Origin of the sequence: Methylocystis sp. Sn-Cys, from assembly GCF_016745395.1 — a bacterium.
In the GTDB taxonomy this organism is placed as follows: Bacteria; Pseudomonadota; Alphaproteobacteria; order Rhizobiales; family Beijerinckiaceae; genus Methylocystis; species Methylocystis iwaonis.
On sequence record NZ_JAERVJ010000001.1, the window covers coordinates 41,401 to 65,229 of the forward strand.

The 23,829-nt window shown below is 65.2% G+C and carries 20 protein-coding genes; 7 read left to right on the forward strand and 13 right to left on the reverse strand.

Annotated features, from left to right (window positions below):
* Positions 1–73 precede the first annotated feature (73 nt).
* The 5 genes from bluB to JJT62_RS00190 all read right to left on the reverse strand — a co-directional run bounded on the left by bluB (position 74) and on the right by JJT62_RS00190 (position 7,656).
* Positions 74–811: a 5,6-dimethylbenzimidazole synthase gene (gene bluB / locus JJT62_RS00170; RefSeq protein WP_202070679.1), complete on the reverse strand. Its 738-nt coding sequence runs from the start codon at positions 809–811 to the stop codon at positions 74–76.
* The gene (gene cobD, locus JJT62_RS00175) at positions 811–1,824 is read right to left on the reverse strand and encodes a threonine-phosphate decarboxylase CobD (RefSeq protein WP_202070680.1); all 1,014 of its coding nucleotides are present in this window, start codon (positions 1,822–1,824) and stop codon (positions 811–813) included. The genes bluB and cobD overlap by 1 nt, the downstream gene beginning before the upstream one ends.
* A complete protein-coding gene (locus JJT62_RS00180; RefSeq protein ID WP_202070681.1) occupies positions 1,821–3,278 on the reverse strand; it encodes a cobyric acid synthase in 1,458 nt (485 codons plus the stop codon). Before JJT62_RS00180 ends, cobD begins: the two co-directional genes overlap by 4 nt.
* Positions 3,275–4,039 (reverse strand): cobalt-precorrin-6A reductase, encoded by a 765-nt coding sequence (locus JJT62_RS00185; protein WP_246744624.1) that lies wholly within the window; start codon positions 4,037–4,039, stop codon positions 3,275–3,277. Before JJT62_RS00185 ends, JJT62_RS00180 begins: the two co-directional genes overlap by 4 nt.
* A 101-nt stretch (positions 4,040–4,140) precedes the next feature.
* Positions 4,141–7,656, reverse strand: a complete 3,516-nt coding sequence (locus tag JJT62_RS00190) for an indolepyruvate ferredoxin oxidoreductase family protein (protein WP_202070682.1) — start codon at positions 7,654–7,656, stop codon at positions 4,141–4,143.
* A 290-nt stretch (positions 7,657–7,946) separates the two neighbouring features.
* On the opposite strand from JJT62_RS00190, the gene JJT62_RS00195 reads away from it, so the two are divergent.
* The 3 genes from JJT62_RS00195 (at position 7,947) to JJT62_RS00205 (ending at position 11,460) form a co-directional block, all read left to right on the forward strand.
* Complete coding sequence (locus JJT62_RS00195) at positions 7,947–8,588, forward strand: DUF1007 family protein (RefSeq protein ID WP_202070683.1); 642 nt, start codon at positions 7,947–7,949, stop codon at positions 8,586–8,588.
* Positions 8,585–9,592: a nickel/cobalt transporter gene (locus JJT62_RS00200; RefSeq protein WP_370568458.1), complete on the forward strand. Its 1,008-nt coding sequence runs from the start codon at positions 8,585–8,587 to the stop codon at positions 9,590–9,592. Before JJT62_RS00195 ends, JJT62_RS00200 begins: the two co-directional genes overlap by 4 nt.
* A gap of 137 nt (positions 9,593–9,729) precedes the next feature.
* A complete protein-coding gene (locus tag JJT62_RS00205) occupies positions 9,730–11,460 on the forward strand; it encodes an AMP-binding protein (RefSeq protein WP_202070684.1) in 1,731 nt (576 codons plus the stop codon).
* Positions 11,461–11,615: 155 nt separating this feature from the next.
* Here the strand turns inward: JJT62_RS00205 and JJT62_RS00210 are convergent, their stop codons facing one another.
* The 3 genes from JJT62_RS00210 to JJT62_RS00220 are packed head-to-tail and all read right to left on the reverse strand — an operon-like array spanning position 11,616 to position 14,647.
* Positions 11,616–12,881, reverse strand: a complete 1,266-nt coding sequence (locus JJT62_RS00210; RefSeq protein WP_202070685.1) for an adenosylmethionine--8-amino-7-oxononanoate transaminase — start codon at positions 12,879–12,881, stop codon at positions 11,616–11,618.
* Entirely contained in the window at positions 12,882–13,508 is a 627-nt protein-coding gene (gene bioD, locus JJT62_RS00215) for a dethiobiotin synthase (RefSeq protein ID WP_202070686.1), read from the reverse strand.
* Positions 13,505–14,647, reverse strand: a complete 1,143-nt coding sequence (locus JJT62_RS00220; RefSeq protein WP_202070687.1) for an 8-amino-7-oxononanoate synthase — start codon at positions 14,645–14,647, stop codon at positions 13,505–13,507. The genes bioD and JJT62_RS00220 overlap by 4 nt, the downstream gene beginning before the upstream one ends.
* Before the next feature lie 199 nt (positions 14,648–14,846).
* Between JJT62_RS00220 and JJT62_RS00225 the strand changes: the two genes are divergently transcribed.
* The 3 genes from JJT62_RS00225 to JJT62_RS00235 all read left to right on the forward strand — a co-directional run bounded on the left by JJT62_RS00225 (position 14,847) and on the right by JJT62_RS00235 (position 18,877).
* On the forward strand, positions 14,847–15,323 hold the full coding sequence (locus JJT62_RS00225; protein ID WP_202070688.1) for an isoprenylcysteine carboxylmethyltransferase family protein: 477 nt from the start codon (positions 14,847–14,849) through the stop codon (positions 15,321–15,323).
* A gap of 53 nt (positions 15,324–15,376) precedes the next feature.
* A complete protein-coding gene (locus JJT62_RS00230) occupies positions 15,377–18,133 on the forward strand; it encodes a heavy metal translocating P-type ATPase (RefSeq protein WP_202071481.1) in 2,757 nt (918 codons plus the stop codon).
* A gap of 126 nt (positions 18,134–18,259) precedes the next feature.
* Positions 18,260–18,877, forward strand: a complete 618-nt coding sequence (locus tag JJT62_RS00235; protein WP_202071482.1) for a helix-turn-helix domain-containing protein — start codon at positions 18,260–18,262, stop codon at positions 18,875–18,877.
* Between the two features lie 354 nt (positions 18,878–19,231).
* Here the strand turns inward: JJT62_RS00235 and JJT62_RS00240 are convergent, their stop codons facing one another.
* The 4 genes from JJT62_RS00240 to JJT62_RS00255 all read right to left on the reverse strand — a co-directional run bounded on the left by JJT62_RS00240 (position 19,232) and on the right by JJT62_RS00255 (position 21,750).
* On the reverse strand, positions 19,232–20,251 hold the full coding sequence (locus JJT62_RS00240) for a DUF1236 domain-containing protein (protein ID WP_202070689.1): 1,020 nt from the start codon (positions 20,249–20,251) through the stop codon (positions 19,232–19,234).
* Between the two features lie 152 nt (positions 20,252–20,403).
* Entirely contained in the window at positions 20,404–20,883 is a 480-nt protein-coding gene (gene bfr / locus JJT62_RS00245; RefSeq protein WP_202070690.1) for a bacterioferritin, read from the reverse strand.
* Positions 20,884–20,911: 28 nt separating this feature from the next.
* A complete protein-coding gene (locus tag JJT62_RS00250; protein WP_202070691.1) occupies positions 20,912–21,148 on the reverse strand; it encodes a bacterioferritin-associated ferredoxin in 237 nt (78 codons plus the stop codon).
* A gap of 251 nt (positions 21,149–21,399) precedes the next feature.
* On the reverse strand, positions 21,400–21,750 hold the full coding sequence (locus tag JJT62_RS00255; RefSeq protein WP_202070692.1) for a hypothetical protein: 351 nt from the start codon (positions 21,748–21,750) through the stop codon (positions 21,400–21,402).
* Positions 21,751–21,868: 118 nt separating this feature from the next.
* On the opposite strand from JJT62_RS00255, the gene glpK reads away from it, so the two are divergent.
* Positions 21,869–23,350, forward strand: a complete 1,482-nt coding sequence (gene glpK / locus JJT62_RS00260; RefSeq protein WP_202070693.1) for a glycerol kinase GlpK — start codon at positions 21,869–21,871, stop codon at positions 23,348–23,350.
* A gap of 176 nt (positions 23,351–23,526) precedes the next feature.
* Here the strand turns inward: glpK and JJT62_RS00265 are convergent, their stop codons facing one another.
* A complete protein-coding gene (locus JJT62_RS00265; RefSeq protein ID WP_165052061.1) occupies positions 23,527–23,787 on the reverse strand; it encodes an Imm74 family immunity protein in 261 nt (86 codons plus the stop codon).
* Between the last annotated feature and the right edge of the window lie 42 nt (positions 23,788–23,829).

Here is a 23,829-nt window from a genome sequence, read left to right on the forward strand (position 1 = left end):
AGCGTCGTTTCCGTCGCTTAAAGGTGCGGTTGACAGCCGAATGACCCTTCGCTGAAGGATTTATTACGGAAATTTAAGGCGCCTTTGTGAACGGACAAGGCGCTCCCCAGCGATCTTCGAAGACGAGACTTTCGAGCGGCAGTCGCGACGCCCAGCGTTTCACTTCGAGCTCCGGGCGCCGATAGGCGCGCTCGACAAATCCCACGCAGAGATAAGCGACGACGGCAATCTCGTCCGGGATTCCCAAAATTGTGCGCAGCTCCTCCTCGCGCATGATGCTGACCCAACCGACGCCGACGCCTTCGACGCGCGCCGCAAGCCAGAGGTTTTGCACCGCGCAAGCAGTGCTCAAGAGATCGGTGTTGGGCTGTTGCGTGCGCCCCAGCCCCGTCGGGCCGTGGCGGTTGCGGTCGCAGGTGACGCAGACATTGACCGGAGCCTTCAAAATGCCTTCGAGCTTGAGATTGCGATAATGCGCGCGTCGCTCGGGATCGAGCATGGCGATCTCCGCCTGCGCGCCGCGCAGAAAGGCCTCATGCACCGCGCCGCGCACCGAATTGTCACGGATCACGATGAAATTCCACGGCTGCATGAAGCCGACGGAGGGCGCGTGGTGCGCCGCGTCGAGAATGCGAATCAGCAAGTCCTGTGGGACGTCATCGGCCAGGAATTCGTTGCGCACGTCGCGGCGGGTATAGATCGCGCGATAGACCGCCGCGCGTTCCGCCTCGTCGAATGGCGCAGCGGCGTCAATGTCGCGCTCGGCCTCGGCCGCGTCGAAGGGCGGCTTATCGTGCGGATTGTCCGCCATCAGCCGATCTCCAATGCGGCGTTCAACCGCGCCCAGGCCGGCTCACTCCCGGGGAGTCCGAACCGCAGCCAGTCCGGCCGCTCGGGAAAGGCCCGCACAAGGACGCCCTTCTCGCACAGCCGCGCGAACCAATCCGGCGCCGTGTCGCGACGGACGAGTCGGAACAGCGACGCGCCGCCGAGGAGCTCAAACCCGGCGCGCGCCAGCGCCGCATCGAGACGCTCGGCCTCGGCTGCGCAGCCGGCGGCGGCGGCGGCGCGCCATCGCACATCGGCGAGCGCTTCAGCGCCAATCGCGAGCGCAGGGCCGGAGACCGCCCAGGGACCGAGCGCCGCGCGCAGAATCGCCGCGCGGGCGGGCGCGCATAGCGCGAAGCCGAGCCGCACGCCAGCAAGCCCATAGGCCTTTCCGAACGAACGCAACACGACGACGCCTTCCAGCGACGCGAGCGACGTCGCGCTGTGCTCAGGCGTGAAATCCATGAAAGATTCGTCGATGATGAGCAATCCGCCCTTGCGCGTCATCTCTTGCGCCAGCAGGCCAAGGTCGCACGGGAAAGCAATGCGGCCGTCAGGGTTATTCGGGTTGACGATGACCGCGACGTCGAAGCCCGCGAGTTCTTCGATCGTCGCAACCGTCTCGACCTTTGCGCCGTTAGCGGCCCAGCAGGCTCCGTGCTCCGCATAAGTGAAGCCCAGCACGCCGACGCGATGCGCCGGGAAAACGCGCGGCAACAACTGAATGAAAGCCTGTGCGCCGGCGCCCGCGACGATCGCGCAATCTCGCGGCGCGCCATAAGCCGTGCGCGCGGCTGCGTCCAGATTTGCGAAAGCCGCCTCATCAGGGAGCCGCATCCAGGCTTCAGGCGCGATCACCGGCAAGGGATAAGGATTGGGATTGATCCCCGTCGAGAGGTCGATCCACGGCTCGGGCGCATGCGGATAAGCGCGGCGCGCAGCGTCGAGGCGGCCGCCATGCGCAATCGGGGAAGAAAGCGGGGCATGCGCGCTCATCGCGCAATCTCCAACAGGGCGTCGAGGTCGATATGCGCTTCGCAATGCGCTGCGAGCGCGTCGAGCGTTTCCTCGACCATGTCCTCGAAGCGCAGGGGCGACGCCTCGGCGCCGACCCATCGCAAGAACGCCGCGCGAAAGGCGTCGTCGGAAAAGAGGCCGTGCACATAGGCGCCCATGACGAGGCCATTGCGTGATATGGCACCGTCGAGGCGACCGCTATCGAAACGCAAGAGCGGCCGCGCGCAATCTTCGCCCGAGGTCTCGCCTATGTGCATTTCGTAGCCATGGAAGCGCGCGTCGAACGCGATCGCCTGACCCGTGACGCTCGTCAGCGTCTTCTTCTCCGTGAGCGTCGTCTCTATGTCGAGCAGGCCGAGCCCTGCCGCTTGCGCCACATCGCCTTCCATGCGCTGCGGATCGCAAATCATGCGGCCGAGCATTTGATAGCCCCCGCATATGCCGAAGACGCGCCCGCCGCGCCGCGCATGTGCGAGAAGGTCAATATCCCAGCCATTGGCGCGTAGCGCCGCAAGATCGGCGATTGTCGCCTTGGAGCCCGGAAGAATGACGAGCGCCGCCTCCGCCGGCAAAGGCGCGCCGGGCGGAATGAGTCGGAGATCAACTCCGGGCTCCGCCTTCAACGGATCAAGATCGTCGAAATTAGCGATATGCGGCAACAGCGGAACGGCGATGATGACGCCATTGCTTTTGTTGCCGCGCGCGGCGCGCAGGCCGAAGGCGTCCTCGGCCGGCAGCCTTGTGGCGGCATCGAAATAGGGAACGAGGCCCAGAGCCCGCCAGCCGGTGCGCGCGCCGATGAAGCGCATGCCGTCATCGAACAGGGAGGCGTCGCCGCGCATTTTATTCACGATGAAGCCCTGGACCATCGCCGCGTCTTGCGGATCGAGCACCGCCTTGCAGCCGACGAGCTGCGCAATGACGCCGCCCCGGTCGATATCGCCGACGAGAATGACGGGCGCGTCGGCTTCGCGTGCAAAGCCCATATTGGCGATGTCATTGGCGCGCAGATTGATCTCGGCCGCGCTGCCGGCGCCTTCGACAATGACGAGATCGCTTTGCGCCTTGAGGCGCGCAAAGCTTTCCATGACGGCGGGCTTCAGGCGCGGCTTCCAGTCCTGATACTCGCGCGCCTTCGCCTGCCCAGCGATGACTCCGCGCACCACGATTTGCGAGCCGTTCACGCCCTGGGGCTTCAACAACACCGGATTCATGTCGACGGTGGGCGCGAGCCTCGCCGCGCGCGCCTGAAGCGCCTGGGCGCGGCCAATCTCGCCGCCATCGGCCGTCACCGCCGCATTGTTCGACATATTCTGCGGCTTGAAGGGCGCGACCCTGAGGCCGCGATTGACGAAGGCGCGCGCGAGCCCTGCGACGATGAGCGACTTGCCGACGTCGGACCCCGTGCCCTGGATCATCAAGACGCGGCTCATGATGCGAGCAGCGCCATGACAGCGTCGATACTATGCGCGATGGCGGCGCCCGCGCGCGACGGCGGCTGGATCATGACGAGGGGCAGCCCAAGCGCGCGCGCCGCTTCGATCTTGGCGTAGGTGAGCGCGCCGCCGCTGTTCTTGCTGACGACGACATCGATGCGTTTTTCGCGCATGAGCGCGATTTCATCGGCGCGCGTGAACGGGCCGCGCGCGGACATCACCGCGCATTTAGGCGGAAGGTCGCTTGTTTCGGGCGGCTCGATCACACGCAGCAGATACGCATGCTGGGGCGCGGCGCGAAAATCCGCGACGCCCTGCCGGCCGATAGTGAGAAAGACGCGGCGGGGCGCAGCGCCGAGCGCTTGCGCCGCCGCTGCGTTGCTGTCGACTTCGATCCAGCGATCGCCGGCTATGGGCCGCCAGGGTTCCCGCGCATAGACGACCAGCGGCAGGCCGAACGAAGCGCAGGCAGCCTGTGCATTGGCGGAGATTTGCGCGGCGAAAGGATGGGTGGCGTCGACGACATGCGTGATGCGCTCATCGACTAGATAACGCTTCAGCCCCTCTACCCCGCCAAAGCCGCCGACGCGCGTGGGCAAGGCGAGCGCGATCGGCGCACTGGTGCGGCCGGCAAGAGAGGCGATGGCGTCGTCGCGCGCCTCGGCGGCGATGCGCTCGGCGAGCGCGCGCGCTTCGCTCGTTCCGGCCAGCAGAAGGATGCGGCGGCGACCTCCGTCATTGCGAGCGAAGCGCGGCAAACCAGGAGCCGCGTCGTGGCTCTGGATTGCTTCGTCGCCTTCGGCTCCTCGCAATGACGGCGGGGATGTTCTCGGATTGCCGGCCGATTTCACTGCGGCGTTCACTCTGCGGCGAGCTTCACGGCGGGCGGGCTGCGGAGTTCGGCGAGGAGCCTCTCGCGCTCGACGTCGGCGGCCGCGATATGGCGCGCTTTTACATTGCCGAAGCCGCGGATTTTCTCGGGAACGCGCGCGAGCGCCACCGCGACAGCGTGGTTCTCCGGCGTCAGCGAGGTCAGAAGCTCATCGATCAGCGCCTCATATTCCGCCAGCAGCCGCCGCTCGACGATGCGATCATGATTGAAGCGCGTGAAGTCGAAGAAGGAGCCGCGCAGCCATTTGAGTCTGGCGAGAACCTGCATCACCTTGAACATCCAGGGGCCGAAGGTGATCTTGCGCGAACCGCCGAAGTCCGTCTTCCGCTGCAGGAAGGGGATCGGCGGCGCGAGATGCAGTTCGAGCTTGAGATCGCCTTCGAAAGTCTCGGAAAGCTGGCGCTGGAAGGCTTCGGTCGTATATAGGCGCGAGACTTCGAACTCGTCCTTGAAGGCCATGAGCTTGAAGAGATAGCGCGCGACGGCTTCGGCCAATTGCTGCGCGCCGGGAACGCGCGCCTTTTCGAGCTGGGCGACCGCCGCGACACGGGCGCGGTAATGCGCGGCATAGGCCTCGTTCTGATAATCGGTGAGATAGGCGGCGCGGCGCTCGATCACCTCTTCGAGCGTCTTGGAGCGCTCGCGCGTCTGCGTCGGACGTTGCAGCGACTCAACCACCGCCTCGACGCTCCTCATGTCATGCGCGGCGCGACGGCCCCAGAGGAAAGCCGAATGATTCATCGGCACGGATTCGCCGTTAAGCTCGATCGCGCGCAGGATGGCGGCCTCCGAGAGCGGCAGATAGCCTTTCTGCCAGGCGTAGCCGAGGATGAAGACGTTAGCGGCGATCGAGTCGCCGAGCAGCGTCTGGGCGAGCGCCGTGGTGTCGATGAAAGTGGCGTCGGGCCCGCCGGCCCGGCGGATGGCCTGCCTGACCTCCTCCGACGGTAGAACGAAATCGGGATTGCGCTCGATATCGCCGGGGAAGACCTCCGCGCTGTTGACGAGCACATGCGTCTTGCCCTGCTCCACGGTCGCCAATACGTGCTTGGCGCCGGCGACGACCAGATCGCAGCCGAGCAACAAATTCGCTTCGCCTGCGGCGATGCGGATGGCGTGCACCTCGGCGGGCGTGCGGCCGATCTTCACATGGCAATAGACGGCGCCGCCCTTTTGCGCGAGGCCGGCCATGTCGATGACGCCGACGCCCTTGCCTTCAAGATGCGCCGCCATGCCGAGAAGGGCGGAGATCGTCACGACGCCCGTGCCGCCGAGCCCCGCGATAAGAATGCCGTAAGGCGTTTCGCCGATGTCAGCGATAGCGGGCTCAGGAAGCGCCGGCTGGCCGCTCGCGTCCTCTTTCGTCGGCAGCGGCGCCTTCTTCATGCGCCCGCCATGCACCGTCACGAAGCTCGGGCAGAAGCCCTCCAGGCAAGAAAAATCCTTGTTGCAGACGGATTGGTCGATGCGGCGCTTGCGGCCGAATTCGGTCTCCACCGGCTGCACGGCGACGCAGTTCGACGCCGTGCCGCAATCGCCGCAGCCCTCGCACACCAGCTCATTGATGATGACGCGCGCGTCGGGGTCGGGGAAGAGTCCGCGCTTGCGCAGCCGGCGCTTCTCGGTCGCACAGGTCTGATCGTAGATGAGAACCGTGACGCCCTCGGTCTGCGCAAGCTCGCGCTGAACCTCGTTGAGGACGTTGCGGTGGTGGATGGTGAGACCCGGCGGCCAGGCGATACTCGGCGGGTATTTTTCGGGCTCGTCGGAAACGAGTGCGATCTTTTTCACGCCTTCCGCGGCGACCTGACTCACGATCGACTCGACGGTCAGCTCGCCTTCGTGCTTCTGGCCGCCGGTCATGGCGACGACGCCGTTATAGAGAATCTTGAAGGTGATGTTCGTCTTGGCCGCGACGGCGAAGCGGATGGCGAGCGACCCCGAATGATTGTAGGTGCCGTCGCCCAGATTCTGGAACATATGCTTGCGCGTCGAGAAGGGCGCCTCGCCAATCCAATTGGCGCCCTCGCCGCCCATATGGGTGTAGCCCTCGGTGGAGCGGCCCATCCATTGCGCCATGTAATGGCAGCCGATGCCCGTATAGGCGCGCGCGCCTTCCGGCACATGGGTCGAGGTCGAATGCGGGCAGCCGGCGCAGAAATGCGGCACGCGCACCGTGACGTCGGTCATCGTCTTGCGCCGGTCCTGCAAGCGCTCCAGCCGCCGCACGCGGGCGTCGAGTTCTTCGGAGGGATGGTATTTCAGCAGCCGCCGGCCGATGGCGATGGCGATGTCATTGGCGTCGAGCGCGCCCTTTACAGGAAAGAGCCACTCGCCGCGTTCGTCCTTCTTGCCGATGCAGACGGGCTGATGCGCCGAGCCGTAAAGCTCCTCGCGCAGTTGCACCTCGATGAGCGAGCGTTTCTCCTCCACGACCATGATGAGGTCGAGGCCGCGCGCGAAGTCGTGCAACCCCTTGGGTTCGAGCGGCCAGGGCGCGGCGATCTTATAGAGGCGCAAGCCGAGATCATTGGCGCGCGCCTCGTCGACGCCGAGATCGTCGAGCGCCTGTCTTACGTCGAGATAGGATTTACCGACGGTGATGACGCCGATCTTCGGATTCGCGCCGCCCGAGGTAATGATCCTGTTCAGACGATTGGCGCGGATGAAGGCGAGCATGGCGTCGCGCTTGCTTTCCTGCAGCCGCTCCTCCTGCGCGAGCACGGGATCGCCCGGGCGGATATTGAGCCCGCCAGGCGGCAGGACGAAATCCTCCGGGATGAGCGGCTGCACGCGATCGAGAGACGCGTCGATCGAGGCGGTCGACTCCACCGTGTCCTTCAGAAGCTTCAAGCCGACCCACACGCCGGCGAAGCGCGACATCGCAAAGCCGTAAACGCCATAATCCAATATCTCCTGCACGCCGGCGGGCGAGAGGATCGGCATCATCACATCCACGAAATGAAAGTCGGACTGATGCGCTGTCGTCGAAGATTCGGCGGTGTGATCGTCGCCCATGAGCGCCAACGCGCCGCCAAAACGCGATGAGCCCGCGAGATTGACATGGCGGAGCGCATCGCCGCTGCGGTCGACGCCCGGCCCCTTGCCGTACCAGATGGAGAAAACGCCGTCATATTTGCCTTCGCCGCGCATCTCGGCCTGCTGCGCGCCCCAGACGGCGGTGACGGCGAGATCCTCGTTGAGGCCCGGCATGAAGAGAATGTCATTGGCGTCAAAGAGGGCTTTCGCCCTGTGCATCTGGGCGTCGACGCCCCCGAGCGGCGAGCCGCGATAGCCGGTGATGAAGCCCGCGGTATTGAGCCCGGCGCGGCGGTCGCGCTCCTTTTGCATCAACAGCAAGCGCACAATAGCCTGCGTGCCGGTGATCAGCACGCGGTCTCGGGCAAGGTCGAAACGGTCCGAGAGCCTAGCCTCGGCGAAGGCGGAGCCGGGGTTCAAGGCGCCGGCGACGTGATCCGCCATACAACAACTCTCCTGCGCGAAAGGGCGCGCGCTTGGCTTACGCGCGACGAACGCAATGACGACTAGGAACGAGCATAGAAGCCCTCTCTCCGAGAGCCCAATCGCAAGGCGCGAGCCGCCGCCTATCTCTCATCCAATGGCCATCCGCTGGCGCCCCAGGGAGGCGCGGCTCTCCATGCTCGTATTTTATGACAGAGCGAATAATGTTTTCAAGAACCCATATAGAGAGACGCACAGGGGCTGGCGGCGCGCCCTGTTTTCGCCGATTTCCAGCCCTAGTCGGAACAGACATGAAACCCCTCAAAATCACTCTTCTTTCCGCTTTGGCCCTGGCCTGGGTCGCCGTCGCGCAAGCTCACCCGCATGTCTGGGTCGCCGTCCGCAGCGAGACGGTCTTCGGCCCCGAGGGGAAGATTCTGGGCGTGCGCCACGCCTGGGAATTCGACGAAATGTATTCGGCCTTCGCCGTCCAGGGGCTCGGCAAGGGCGGCAAGCCGCCCACACGGGAGGAGCTTGCGCCGCTCGCCAAGACCAATGTCGAGTCGCTCGCCGAGTTCGACTATTTCACTTATGCGAAGCAGAACGGCGCCAAGGCCGCCTTCAAGCCGCCGGAGGGCGTCTATCTGGAGGCGAACGACAAGAAGATCGTGACGCTGCATTTCTTCTTGCCGCTCGAGACGCCTGTCCCCGCAAAAAAACCCTTCTCTTTTCAGGTCTATGACCCGACCTATTTCGTCGCCTTCGCCTTTGAGAAGAAAGACCCCGTCAAGCTCGCGCAAGCGCCGAGCGGCTGTTCGATCAGCCTCGTCGAGCCGGCGCCGCTCGTCGCGACGGATAATCAGAAGCTGAGCGAAGCCTTTTTCCAGAACATGTCGCCCGGCGCCGATTTCGGCGTGAAGCTCGCGACCCGCGCCATCGTGGCCTGCCCGTGACGCCGCGGCGGTTGGGGTTTCTCGCGGTCGCCGCCCTGGCGCTGGCGATCTGCGCCATCGAGCCCGCGGCCGCCCAGCGCCATCCCTTCGCCATTGGCGCCGGCGAGACGGCCTGCGGCGCCGGGGGCTTCGCCGGCCTCATGCTGGCGTGGCAAGGCAAGTTCAACGCCGAGCTGCAGGCGGCCGCGCGCGCGCTGAAAACCGACCCCTCCGCCTTTCTCGCCCTCGCCGCGGCAAGCTTTGCCTATGGCGTCTTTCACGCCGCCGGGCCCGGCCACGGCAAGGCCGTGCTGACCTCCTACATGGTCGCCAATGAAGTGCAACTGAAGCGCGGGCTGACGCTGGCCGCCCTCGCCGCTTTGCTGCAGGGCGTGGTGGCGATTGCGCTGGTCCTCGTCGTGGCGCTCGTCTTCCGCGCCACGGCGGGCCAGATGACCAACGCCGCGCGCGTCATCGAGATCGCAAGCTATCTCGCCATCGCCGCGCTCGGCGCGAAGCTCCTATGGTCCAAAGGCTCTGGCCTTCTCGCCGCTCTGCGCCAACCGGCCGTGGCCGTCGCCGCTGCGAGCGGCTCCAGCCGGTTCCTGTGCGAAGCGATCGACGATCCCAGCCACACGCATGGTCCGAGCTGCGGCTGCGCGCCTGATCCAGCGACGCTCTCCGGCCCGGGCTTTCGCTGGGGAGACGCTCTCGCGACCGTGTTCGCGGCGGGATTGCGGCCTTGCTCCGGCGCCATTCTCATTCTGGTCTTTACGCTGTCGCAGGAGACGCTGGCGGCGGGCGCCGGCGCGGTTCTGGCGATGTCGGCGGGCACAGCCGTGACGACAGGCGCGCTCGCCGCCGTCGCCGTCTACGCCAAGGACCTGGCGCTGCGAGTCAGCGGCGGCGGCGCGCGGCGCATGGCGATCGTGGCGCGCACGGCCGAGCTTCTCGCCGCGCTTCTGGTATTTGGCCTCGGCCTCGCATTGCTCGCCGGCATGGGCGCTTCTTGCAGCGCATCGTAAATTTCGTGCGCCGCAGCACAATTCTCGCGGCTCGGCCGCCGTTAAACGGCTGACACACGCGCTATTTTCATTGCAGAAAACGATTCGGCGCCAGACCGTTCGAATTGCGACACGATTCCTATTTTCGAGGGTGGAAAATGACGAGCGCAGAGCAACAGCACGACCCCTATGCGACGCGGCCCTGGCTCGCTTCCTATCCGGCGGGCGTTCCGGCCACGATCGACCCAGGCCGTTCGACCCTCGTCGATCTCCTGCGCAAAAGCGCCGCCGCCTATGCCGATCGTCCGGCGATGGAAAGCTTCGGCGCACGGCTCAGCTATCGCGAATTGACCCGCGCCGCCGAAGCCGTCGCGTCCTGGCTGCAAAGACAAGGGCTGGAGAAAGGCGATCGCGTCGCCATCATGTCGCCCAATGTTCTCGCCTATCCGGCGATCCTCTTCGGCGTTTTATTGGCGGGGGGCGTCGTCGTGAACGTCAATCCGCTCTATACGCCGAGCGAGCTCGAATTCCAGATCAACGACGCCGGCGCGCGTTTCCTCTTCGTTTTCGAAAATTTCGCACATACCGCGCAAGCCGCCTGGCCGCGCATGAAAGTCGAACGGGCGATCATCGTCGCGCCCGGCGATCTCATGGGGCTGAAAGGCTTCCTCGTGAATTTCGTCTCCCGGCAGGTCAAGAGGGCGGTTCCCGCTTATGCAATTCCAGAGAGCCTGTCCTTCGCCGAGGTTTTGCGCGAAGGCGGCAAGCGTCCGTTCACACCGGCCCAGGTCGCGCCTGAGGACGTCGCCTTTCTGCAATATACGGGCGGCACCACAGGCGTGGCCAAAGGCGCGATTTTGCTCCACCGCAACGTCGCCGCCAATGTCGAGCAGACCTGGGCCTGGCTCGACTCCTATCTCGGACCGACCGGCCCGCATGTGATGGTGACGGCGCTGCCGCTCTATCACATCTTCGCGCTCACGGCCTGCTGCATGCTGACGATGCGTGCGGGCGGCTGCTGCCTGCTCATCGCCAATCCGCGCGACCTCAAGGGGCTTATCGCGACGGTGCGCAACGCCCGCTTCACCGTCTTCTCGGGCGTGAACACCCTCTATGCAGCTCTCGCCGATCACCCGCGTATCAGGGATGTCGATTTCTCCAATCTCAAGATGAGCATCTCCGGCGGCATGTCGACACAGCAGGTCGTCGCGCAAAAATGGAAGGCGATAAGCGGAAAACCGATCGTCGAAGGCTACGGCCTCTCCGAGACGTCGCCGATCCTGACCGTCAACCGCGCAGACATTGCGGAGTTCACCGGCGCCATCGGCTACCCCCTTCCCTCGACCGAGATCACGCTGCGCGACGAGCATGGCGACGCGGCGCCCTTTGGCGAGCGCGGCGAACTCTGGGCGCGCGGCCCGCAGGTGACGCCGGGCTATTGGCGCCGCCCCGACGAGACCGCCAAGGCAATGACCTCCGACGGCTTCTTCAAGACCGGCGACGTCGCCGTCATGCAGCCGGACGGCATGTTCAAGATCGTCGATCGCCTGAAGGACATTATTCTCGTCTCGGGATTCAACGTCTATCCCAATGAGGTGGAGGCGGCGCTCGCCGAACACCCGAAAGTGAAGGAGGTGGCCGTCATCGGCGTGCCCTTCGCCCATTCCGGCGAAGCGCCCATGGCCTTTGTCACGGCGCGCGATCCGAGCCTTACAGCCGACGAGCTGCGCCGCTTCGCCCATGAGCGGCTCACCGGCTACAAGGTGCCGCGCTTCTACGAGTTTCGTGATTCCTTGCCGAAAACCAATGTGGGGAAGATTTTGCGCCGCGCGCTACGCGACGAATATTTCGCGCGGCCCAAGGCGGCGGCCAATGAGGAGCAGGCATAGGCCCCCTCCCCAGCCCTCCCCCGCTTCGCGGGAGAGGGAGTAGGTCGTGGCCTTCATCCAGAAGGTTGATCGTGAGCGCCCCCTCTCCCGCCATAGCCCGTCGAGAGACGGGCGTCTTGCAGACGCCCTATGGCGGGGGAGGGACAGGGAGGGGGTCACCCTCCAAATTGGCGCGCCGCCTCGTCGATCCCCGCATAAACGAGATCCAGCTCCTCGCCCGTCACGCAATAAGGCGGCAGCACATAGATCGTCGGCCCGAGCGGGCGCAGCAGCAATCCGCGCGCATTGAAGAAGCGCATGAGATCGAGGCTGATGGTGGCGAGATAGCCGCTCTGCGCGACTTTCATATCGAGCGCCACGATCGTGCCGAGCTGACGCACGGACGAGAAGCGTGAGTCTTGCGCAAAGCGCGCCGCGCGTTCGGCCTGCAAGGAGCAGAGATTTGCGACGCGCGCGCGCGCGTCCGTCTTTTCCCACACTTCCAGATTGGCCAAGGCGGCGGCGCAGCCGATCGGATTGGCGGTGTAGGAGCTCGAGTGGAAAAAGGCGCGGGCGCGGTCCGGCGCATAATGCGCGTCGTAAATCTCGCGCTTGCACATGGTGACGGCGAGCGGCGCAGCGCCGCCGGTAAGGCCTTTCGAATAGCAGGCGATGTCGGGCACGATACCCGCCTGCTCGCAGGCGAAAAGCGTTCCCGTGCGGCCGAAGCCCGTCATCACTTCATCGGCGATGAACAGCGTCCCGTATTCTTCGCAGATGCGCTTCATCTCGCGCAGCACTTGCGCGCTGTAGGTCAACATGCCGCCGGCGCCGAGGATCAGCGGCTCCACGATAAGGGCCGCCGCGCCCTCGCGGCAAAACTTCTCCAGCGCGTCGAGCGTGTCCTGCTCGGCGCCCGCATGCGGAAAAGGCGCGCGCGCGACGTCGAAGAGCAAGGGCTCGTAAGGCGCGTTGAAGACCGAGCGCGCGCCGGCCGACATGGTCCCGACCGTATCGCCGTGATAGGCATGCTCTAGCGCGATCACGCGCGCGCGCGTCTCGCCGCGATGGCGCCAATAGCCGAGCGCCATTTTGATTGCGACCTCGACCGACGTCGAGCCGCTGTCTGAATAGAAGACGTAATCGAGCCCCGGCTGCGTGATCTCGACGAGACGGCGCGCGAGCGCTTCCGCAGGCTCGTGGGTGAAGCCCGCGAAGATGATCTGGTCGAGCGTCTCCGTCTGCTTGCGGATCGCCGCCATGATCTCAGGGCGACGATGGCCGTGGGTGATGACCCACCATGAGGAGATGGCGTCGAGAAAGCGCGTTCCGTCTTCCGCCGTCAGCCATGCGCCTTCGGCATGCGCAATCTTATAGGCGCCCGGCTGCAAAGCGTGTTGCGTGAACGGGCGCCACACAGGCGAATCGGTGACGATGCTCATCTATTCGAAATCCGTTCGCGAGAAGGCCGCGTCGAAAGCCGCGCGCAGCGATTCTTTCGACAAGACGGGAAGGCGCGGCAGGCGCCCGAGCGCCTTCACCTCGCCGATGCGCACGATCGTATCTTGCGCCGCCCGCTCTTCCTCGCCTACGAAGGCGACGCCATGAATGGCGATATCGCGATGGCGCAAGGCTTCGATCGTCAGGAGCGAATGATTGATCGTACCGAGCCGCGTGCGCGCCACCAAAATGACAGGCAGGCGCCAAAGCGCCAGAACATCGATCGTCAGGATATTATCCGTGAGCGGAACCATCACGCCGCCTGCCGTCTCGATGACGAGTGGGCCCGCAACATCTGGCGGCGCGAGACGCGCGGCGTCTATCTCCACGCCTTCAGCGCGCGCGGCGATATGCGGCGAGGCGGGAAGCCGTAAGCGCCAGGCTTCGGGAAGAATGCGCTCTTGCGGCGCGCCCGAGAGCCGCGCCACAGTCTGCGAATCCGTCTCCTCGTCGAGCCCCGCCTGCACGGGCTTCCAATAAGTGGCGCCGAGCGCCTGCACGAGCCCGGCCGAGAAGATCGTCTTGCCGACGCCCGTATCCGTCCCCACGATCACGAAGCGGCGCGTCACGCCTTCGCCTTCGCGAGTTCTTCGGCGAGATCCGAGATCATTTGCGTGGTCTGCGCTGCGCTGACGTTCAGCGTCAGCGATAGCCGCAGACGCGCCGTTCCTTCCGGCACAGTCGGCGGGCGAATGGCGCGAATATCATAGCCGCGCATGCGCATCCGCGACGCAAGCGACATCGCCAAAGCATCTGCGCCGACAATAACCGGCTGCACCTGCGAGCCGGACGGCGCAACGCCGCAGAGGCGCTGCAACTCGCGGCCCGCGAGCGCAACGCGGTCGCGCAAAGCGGCGCGGCGATCCTCCGAGCTTTCGACGATCTTCAAGGCGGCGCGCACGCAAGCCGCGACAAGCGGCGAGGGCGCGGTCGCGAAGATGAAATTGCGGCAGCGGTTGACGAGAAAATCACGCAGCGGCGCGGTAAGACAGACCAGCGCCCCCGAGGCGCCGAGCGCCTTGCCGCAGGTATGAACCGAAATCACATTCTCCCGCCCCTCGAAACCCGCAGCGAGGCCACGGCCGCCGGGGCCGTAGACGCCGGTCGCATGGGCTTCGTCGATCAGCAGAAAGGCGTCATGGCGGTCCGCCAAGGCCATCAGCTCGTGGAGCGGCGCGATGTCGCCATCCATGCTGTAGAGGCTTTCGACGGCGATCCAGGGACGCCCCTTGCCGCCTTTCGCGCGCCAGCCAACAATCGCGTAGCCGAGCGCGCCGACGTCATTATGCGCGAAGGCGGCGCAGGGCGCGCGGGAGAGCCGCATGCCGTCATGCGCGCTCGCATGAATGAGCGCGTCGTAGAAGATCATATCCTCGCGCTGCGGCAGCGTCGACAGCAGCGCCTCATTGGCCGAGAAGCCCGCGCCGAAGAACAGCGCGCTTTCGGCGTGGAAGAAGCGCGCAGCCTGCGCCTCCAGCGCCTCGTGCTCCGGGTGATTGCCGCGCAGCAGCCGCGAGCCGCCGGCGCCCACGGGAACGCCGCGCGCGACCGCAGCCGCCGCGGCGGCCGAGAGCTCGCGCGACTCGGCAAGGCCCAGATAGTCGTTGGAGGCGAAGTCGAGCCCGGCGCGCGGCGCGAGCGTCCGCAGCCGGTCGCGCGCGGCGAGGCCGGCAAGGTCCGCCTTGTAAGGCTCGAGCGTCTCCGCCACGTGTGGCTCCCTGATTTCGAGGGGTTTGGTAAAGACTGGCGCGAATGGGGTCAATGGACCGCGGGCCCCTGGACCGCGAGCCTTCAGGCTCGCTTCGAGAATGCGGGCCTGAAGGCCAGCGGTCCAGGGGCCCGGCTTGGGCGCGGGGTTGAAAATTCGGGCTCGTCTCGCGATGTTAGGGGCGCTCGGAGTTCCGATCATGCCCTCTCCCGACGCCCCGCCCGCCCGCGCGCCCTGGCCGCCGATCTTAATTGCGCTGACGATTCTCGCCGGTCTCGCGCTCGACCGCGCGAGCGGCGGCGCCTTTGCGGGGCTGGTCGCCTTCCCCGGCGCCCCGCTCCTCGGCGGCGTCATTATCGCGCTCGCGCTCGCCAATGACATTTGGTGCGCCCAAGCCTTCGCGCGTCACAAGACGACGATCCTGCCGCACCGCGCCGCCGCGCATCTCGTCACCGATGGCCCCTTCCGCTGGTCGCGCAACCCCATCTACATTTCACATGTCGCGGTTGTTCTGGGCGTCGGGCTTCTCATCGGCTCGCCCTTCACCGTGCTTTTGACGCCGCTTCTCGCCTTCGGGCTGCAAAAGCTCGCCGTCGAGCCGGAGGAACGGCATCTCGCAGCAAAATTTGGAAATGATTACCGGGCCTATATGGCGCGCACGCGTCGCTGGCTTTGAAGGAGGAATAGTTGAGCGCCGAGACCACGCGGTTCGACTTCAACGTGCGCGGCATGACTTGCGCCTCCTGCGTCTCGCATGTCGAGAAGGCGCTCACGGCAACGCCCGGCGTCGCCTCGGCGAGCGTCAATCTTGCGACCGAACGCGCCGATGTCGCGCTGGCGCCGGGCGCCGATCCGGCGGCGATCGCCAAATCGGTGGCGGACGCCGGATACGAGCCCGTCATCGAGACGATCGAGCTCGGCGTCGGCGGCATGACCTGCGCCTCCTGCGTCGCCCATGTCGAGAAGGCGCTCAAAAGCGTTCCGGGCGTGTTGGAGGCGAGCGTCAATCTCGCCACCGAGCGCGCGAGCGTGCGCGCCCTCTCCGGCCCCGGCCTCGCCGAGCGCCTGCGTCGCGCCATTACAGAGGCCGGCTATGAGCCGCGCCGCATCGAGACCGACGCCGGCGCGACCGACCGCGAACGCGCTAGGCGCGAGGCGGAAATGAAGACGCTGCGCTTCAATCTCATCCTCTCCGCCGTACTGAGCGCGCCGCTGTTCATCGTCGAGATGGGCGGCCACCTTGTGCCCTCCTTTCATCATTGGACGATGATGACGATCGGCGAGGAGTTGGTGCGCCAATTCTCCTTCCTGCTCGCGACGCTCGTCCTCTTCGGGCCGGGCGCTGTCTTCTTCGTCAAAGGCGTTCCGGCTCTGCTGCGCGGCGCGCCGGATATGAATGCGCTCGTCGCGGTCGGCACGCTCAGCGCCTATCTCTATTCCTTCGTCGCGACCTTCCTGCCGCAGCTTCTGCCGGCCGGCGCGGTCTATGTCTATTACGAGGCGGCGGCGGTCATTGTGACGCTCATCCTCTTCGGCCGCTTTCTCGAAGCGCGCGCCAAGGGCCGCACCTCGGAAGCCATTCGCGCGCTCGCGAAGCTGCAGCCCAAGACCGCCCGCGTCGAACGCGACGGCGAGACAGCGGATGTCGACATCGACGACGTGCGCGTCGGCGATATTGTGTTAGTGCGGCCGGGCGAACGTATCCCCACCGATGGCGTGGTGACGGCGGGCGCTTCCTATGTCGACGAATCCATGGTGACGGGCGAGCCCGCGCCGGTCGCGAAAACCATCGGCGCCACTGTCACGGGCGCGACGGTGAACGGCTCCGGCGCCTTCTCCTTCCGCGCGACGCGGGTCGGCGCCGATACGGTTCTCGCCGGCATCATCCGAATGGTGGAGCAGGCGCAGGGCGCGAAGCTTCCCATTCAGGCGATGGTCGACCGCGTCACCGCCGTCTTCGTGCCGGCGATCTTCGCCATCGCTGCGATCACCTTCGTCGTCTGGATGGCGATTGGCCCCGAGCCGCGGCTCACTTATGCGCTGGTCAGCGCCGTCGCCGTGCTCATCATCGCCTGCCCCTGCGCCATGGGGCTCGCGACGCCGGCCGCCATCATGACCGGCACCGGGCGCGCGGCGGAACTGGGCGTGTTGTTCCGAAAAGGCGAGGCGCTGCAAACCTTGCAAGACGTGACGCTCATCGCCTTCGACAAGACCGGCACGCTGACCTTCGGCAAGCCGCGCCTTACCGATCTGATCCCGACGCCCGGCGAAGACGAAGCGGCGCTGCTGCGGCTAGCGGCGAGCGTCGAGGCGCAGTCGGAGCATCCCGTCGGCGCGGCGATCGTCGCCGCCGCGAAGGATCGTGGGCTAGCGGTACCAGCGGCCGAGCAGTTCGAGTCTGTTTCAGGCATGGGCGTCGCCGGCCTTGTCGATAAGCGGAAGGTCGTCATTGGCGCCGCGCGCTATATGGCCTCGCTGGGCCTCGATACGACGGCCTTCGAGACAGACGCCGCCGCGCTCTCCGACGAGGGCAAGACGCCGTTCTATCTCGCGGTGGATGGCGAGACGCGGGCGATCCTCTGCGTCGCCGACGATTTGAAGCCCACCACCAAGCCCGCGATCGACGCGCTGCACGCCATCGGCGTCAAAACCGCCATGATCACCGGCGACGAGGCGCGCACCGCCAACGCCATTGCGCGGCGGCTCGGCATCGACGAAGTGATCGCGGGCGTCCTGCCCGACGGCAAGGTCGCCGCGCTCGAACGGCTGCGCGAGAGCGAAAAGATCGCCTTTGTGGGCGACGGCGTGAACGACGCCCCGGCGCTCGCCGCAGCGGACGCCGGCATCGCCATCGGCACGGGCACGGACATCGCCATCGAAGCCGCCGACGTCGTGCTGATGTCGGGCGATCTCGCCAAAGTGCCTGCGGCGCTGGCGGTGTCGCGCGCGACGATGCGCAACATCAAGCAGAATCTCTTCTGGGCCTTCGGCTATAACGCGCTGCTCGTTCCTGTCGCGGCCGGCGCGCTCTATCCGGTGAATGGCGTGCAGCTCTCGCCCATGCTCGGCGCCGGCGCCATGGCGCTTTCGAGCGTTTTTGTGCTGACCAATGCGCTACGTCTGCGCAGGTTACAGCCGCCGGTCATCGCAGAGGCGCCTCCCCGTCATCGCGAGGAGCGCAGCGACGAAGCGACCCAGGAGGCTCATCACGGCTCTGGATTGCTTCGCTCCGCTCGCAATGACGAGAGCGCCTCATTAAACACCAATCAGAAGGAGGAAAGAATGACCACTTTCAATGTGCAAGACATGACCTGCAACATGTGCGTCAAGCATGTCACCAAAGCGGTGCAGGCGGTCGAGCCCGGCGCGGATGTGAAGGTCGATCTCGCCAGCGGCAGGGTCGACGTCTCGCCGACGCCGAAGGACCCCGAGGCGCTGGCGAAGGCCATCACAGACGCCGGCTACCCGGCGCAAGTCGCGGCCTGACGGCTAAAGCCGATCGGCGTCTAAAATTTACACAGCGCCTGCATGCCGCGTTCGATATTTCGAACAAAAGCGGATATTATGCCGGCCGACTCAAAACAGGGAGCCGGCCGGGGCGGCGTGAACGCAATGGGCGTCGAAGGGAAAGAAAAACACAAGATTCTCGAAGCGGGCGCGCTGGCGCTCTCGGGTCAGCTCGGCGCCACCGTCCAGCGGCTACGCAAGGCCTATAATCTCTCGCTCTCGGAATTGTCTCAGCAGTCGGGCGTCGCCAAGTCGATCATCAGCCAGATCGAGCGAAACGAGACGAACCCGACGCTCGCCACCATCTGGCGTCTGGCGCAGGCGCTCGACGTCTCGATCGAGCGCGTGCTTCAAACGACGGAAGACGAGCCTTTCCTCGAGAAAACCAGCAAAGCCGATACGCCGATCCTCGTCTCCGACGACGGCAAATGCCGATTGGCGATCATCGGCTGGATCAAGACGGTCGAATGGCTGCAATCCTACGAGCTCTCCGCCGATCCGGGCGGCGCGCTCGAATCGGACGCCCATCAGCGCGGCTCGGTCGAAAGCCTCTCGGTGCGCGAAGGCGAGCTGGAGGTGGAGGTCGCCGGCGTCAAGGAGACGGTGAAGGCCGGCGAGACGCTGCGCTATCGCTGCGACCGTCCGCACATCATCCGCAACATCGGCAAGGCGCAGGCGCAGGCGACCATGGTGTGCATTCTGAAAGCAGCGGTGATGGAGTAATATGGAAGTGCTTGATTGATCTGCTCACGAAGCGAGTGATCGGGAATCCAGAGCAAGGTTAGCGCTTGCTGGGCGATCTAGTGCGCGAGCCCGTGCTGAAGTGGCGCCCAGCGTCTCCGTCATTGCGAGGAGCGTAGCGACGAAGCAATCCAGAACAGCTATTGCGGCCCTGGATTGCTTCGCTACGCTCGCAATGACGGGGGTCCCGACGCTCGCTTGAGCGAGCGATCGGGAATCCAGAGCAACACCAGCGCTTTTTGGGCTCTGGATTCGGTCGGGCTTTCGGCCCGCCGTGAATGACAAATCCCCGTCGAGCTGTTCAAATGGAAATGGGATAACGCCTGCGGCCCTGCCTCATTCCTTCTTCAAAATGGCGACGATCTGCCGACTGGTGGGGTCGACGACGCCGATCCGTTGTCCCGAGACGATGAATCGATAGCCGCGCAATACCGCCTCGCGCGCGACCAGCCGGCGCGGGAAAATGGCGAGTCGGACGCCACGCGGAACGATAGCTCCGGCGGCGATGGCGAAAGACGCGTCTTTGACGCGCGCCGATCGCCAATCGCCGACAGTCGAAAAAATCTCCTGCTCCCGCTCCGGAGAAATCCCAAGGGATTGCCGGGCGTCGCCTGACGCCTCCTGATTGTTGCTATCGCTCGCAACGATGGCAGGCTTTTCCCTTGGTATTTCCCGAAAATCGGCGGGCGGAGGGAGCGGCGCCTCCGCTCTCTGGCGATCGAGCGCGGCCATTTGAGCCGGCGGCGAAGCGGGGGAATGCCGACTGAGCTTGGGCGACACGAAGCTCGCCAAATAGGCCGCCACGGCAAGAGCGGAAAGCTGGGCGGCGACGACGCCGAATTGCAGGACCGGCCCGTGACGGTCCTTTCCTACCGGCTCGGGCGCTGAAACTTCTTCGACGAGCGCCTGACGCGTCTGCGCCGCGCGCTTTGCGGTCTTCTGGGTCTCCGCCGCCGCGGCGGCGAAAGCGATCAGCGAATCCCGCGACGCCTGCTTTCCGGCATCCGCAACGCGACCATCGAAGGTCAGATTGTCATTTATAGACCGCACGCAGATTCGCCGGCGCATGAGATCGCGGATCGCGTCGGTTATTTCAGCGTAGCTTTCGCCGAGGCAGCCGACTCCGCTGACGACGAGCGTGTCTCCCGCTTTGAGCTTGTCGTAGACAGGACGGCGCTCCGTGGGGACGTCCGCCTCCTGCTCGGTGAAAGCCTGGTCGATCGCAAGGCCCACGGCTTCGGCGCGACGCCATTGCGTCGCAAGCGATTGTCGCGATTGAGACGCGGGCGCGTCGTAAAGATAGGTGGTCACATCCGGTCCATGCGCGTCGGGAAGCAAGACACATATTGTGCGCATGGAGCGTTTGGCAGCTCCGTATTACTCCCGCAGATCGCCTGAACTCGCAGACGCCCCCTACGGACCGAAAAAATACTCCTGAAACCCCGATATTTCTGGGCCGGCGCGCTTGCGCGGGCGGCCACCCACAGGCCGCCTGCGCACGCATCCCATTAGGACGAAAGCCCGCCCATATGCTTCTGGCTGTAGAGCTGCACGCCGAGCTGCCGGATCAGCTCCTGCTGGGTCTCGAGGAAGTCGATATGTCCTTCCTCGCTCTTGATGATGCTCTCGAAAAGCTCCATCGACACGCGGTCGTCCACGGAGTCGCAATAAACGGCGGCCTCTATGTACAGCTTGCGAGCGTCCGACTCGGTGGCGAGATCGGCGGCGATGATCTCCTCGACGGTCTGGCCGATGCGCAGCGGGTCGAGCACCTGCATATTCGGGAAGCCTTCGAGGAAAAGGATGCGCTTTGTGAAATGATCGGCGTGATACATCTCCTCGATCGATTCCTTACGCCATTTCTCGGCCAGCTCCTTGAAACCCCAATTGTCGAAAATGCGATAATGCAGCCAATATTGGTTGACCGCCGTCAGCTCGGCGCGAAGCCCGCGATTGAGATATTCGATAACCTTCGCGTCGCCGCGCATGCGCAATCCCTTTCCATGTTTCTTAAACTCACGCCGCCAAACCGTCGGCGCGGCAGCTATCACAATCGCTCGTTCCGCGACATTCGTCCAGTCTCGCCGTGGCGTGCTGATCGACAAGCGCGACGATGCTGCGCACGCAGCGTCCGCATTTCGCCTCACAGCCCATGCTGCGGAATACCGCCCCCACGGAGGGACGATCGGCGCGCGCGCTGAGAGATTCGCGCACGTCGCGGTCGGAGAGGACGTTGCAGGAGCAAACGATCATGGCTTCGCCCAGTTTGGAAAGATTGCAAACTACGTTTTACATCAGTAGCTTACAAAGCTTCCCTCGTTTTGCAACCCGTCAGTGTCGGTTTCCCGACATGGCTCTGGCGGTCACGGGCAAAATCGCAATCGACGTGCCGCCGATATGAAATTTGGAACTCTTCCACGCTAAGCAAAGATGGCGCAAAAAAAAGCCGCGACGAAACCGTCGCGGCCTGTCTGTGCGTTTCTTTCGAAAGAAGCCTGTCCGGCTCAGTAGCCCGGCCCCCAGGGACGCGGATGCGGGCCGTAGACCGGGGGGCGCGGGCGCGGCCCATAGCCGTAGACCGGGGGACGCGGACGCGGTCCATAGCCATAGACTGGAGGACGCGGACGCGGTCCATAGCCGTAGACAACCGGGGGGCGCGGGCGCCAGCCATAACCATAACCCGGTCCGCCAGGGCGGCAGCCATAGGGCCCACACCAAACCTTTTCGACCTTTGGCCCGCCGCCGACGGCGACGCCAGGGTCCAGGGCCGGCATGGCCTGAGCCGACGAAAGGCCGAAGGCCAGCCCGCCGGCGACGGCCAGTCCAGCGAGCGTTTTGACGGTAACCAATTTCATGAGGCATTCTCCTGGAGCCAAAAGGGCGCCTCGCCCAGTCTAAGGTGGGGGAGAGTGGCGCAGCGGTCTTGAACTAAGCATTAAGCGGCCGTTCAGCAAGGATTCAGAAAGGCGCTCCATGCGGCGTTTCATCGGCGCGATCGACCAGGGCACGACCAGCACGCGCTTCACGGTCATCGACGCGGCAGGCGAAATTCTCGCCTTCGACCAGCGTGAACATGCGCAAATTTATCCGCGCCCGGGCTGGGTGGAGCATGATGCGGCCGAGATTCGCGCCAACGCCTGTCTCGCAGTCGAAGGGGCGCTGGAAAAGGCCGGGCTTTTGCCAAAGGACCTCGCGGCCGTCGGCGTCACCAATCAGCGCGAGACCTGTCTGTTGTGGGACCGCGCGACGGGCGCGCCGCTTCATAACGCGCTGGTTTGGATGGATACGCGCACGCAGCCGCTCGTCGATAAATATCTGGCGCAAGGCGTCGGCGAGCTGGTGCGGATGAAAACCGGTCTGCCGCTCGCGACCTATTTCTCGGCGCTGAAGCTCATCTGGCTGCTGGAGAATGTCCCCGGCGCGCGCGCAAAGGCCGAGCGCGGCGAGGCCCTTTTCGGGACGATGGATAGTTGGCTCCTGTGGAGCCTGACCGGCCGCCACATCACCGACGCCACAAACGCCGCCCGCACGCAGCTCGTGAACCTCTCGGCGCTGCAATGGGACGAGGAGCTGCTCGCGCTCTTCGGCGTCCCGCGCGCCTGCCTGCCGCAGATATGCTCGTCGAGCGAGGTTTATGGCGATTGCGCGGGGCCGCTAGAAGGCGTTCCGCTCGCGGGCGCGCTCGGAGATCAGCACGCGGCGCTTCTGGGGCAGGCCTGTATCGAACCCGGCGACGCCAAGAACACCTATGGCACCGGCTGCTTCCTGCTGATGAACACGGGCGGGACGCCGCATGTTTCGACTGCCGGCCTGCTGACAACGCTCGCCTATCAACTCGGCAACGCCAAGCCCGTCTATGCGCTCGAAGGCTCCATCGCCATCGCAGGGGCGCTGGTGCAATGGCTGCGCGACAATCTCGGCCTCATCGAGAAAAGCCCCGAGATCGAGGCGCTGGCGAAAACCGTTCCCGATAATGGCGACGTCTATTTCGTGCCGGCCTTCTCCGGCCTCTACGCTCCGCGCTGGCGCGGCGACGCGCGCGGGATCATCGCCGGCCTCACCCGTTTTTCCAACAAGGGCCATATCGCCCGCGCCGCGCTGGAGGCCGCCGCCTATCAGACGCGCGAGGTTCTCGCGGCAATGACGGCGGACTCCGGCGTCGCTATCGGCGCGCTGAAAGTCGATGGCGGGATGGCCGCGAATGATCTGCTGATGCAGTTTCAGGCCGATATTCTCGACGCGCCGGTGGTGCGGCCACGCCATTTGGAGACGACCTCGCTCGGCGCGGCCTATGCGGCCGGCCTCGCCGTCGGCGTCTTCAAGAGCCTGGAGGATATCGCCGCCCATTGGCGCGCCTCGCAGCGCTTCGAGCCGGCGATGTCGGGTGAAGAGCGGGCGCGGCTCGTCGCCTCATGGGAGAAGGCGGTCGAGCGCTCGCTGGGGTGGGCTGGATAACGGAGCGGGACGCCGTCCGCGCCCGTCATTGCGAGCGAAGCGAAGCAATCCAGGGCAGCGATGCGGCCCTGGGTTGCTTCGTCGGCTCCGCCTCCTCGCAATGAACGGCGATTCCCTGTGTGTCCAAACGGCGCGAGCGTCGGGAATGGCGCCGAACCAATCGAGCGGATCTTATATCAGTCGAAATCTACGGTCAGCCCGTGCTTGGCGAGTTCCTTCTCCACCGCGTCGAGAATCCTCTGCAAATCGTCAATGGGAATTTCCTTGTCCTGATCGGGGGCGTCCCAAGTGTCGATCTCATCGAGACGCACGACGAAATCCGTCTCCTCGCCGGACTCGGCGTCGGGCGCCTCCGCGTGAATCGTCAGCGTGCGCCCGTCCTGATGGACGCGGATCGCGCCCTCCGTCATCTCGACCTTGATCTTCGCCCGCGCCATCAGCCGCGCCCCTAAAAAAACGGCGCATTCTTGTCGCAACAG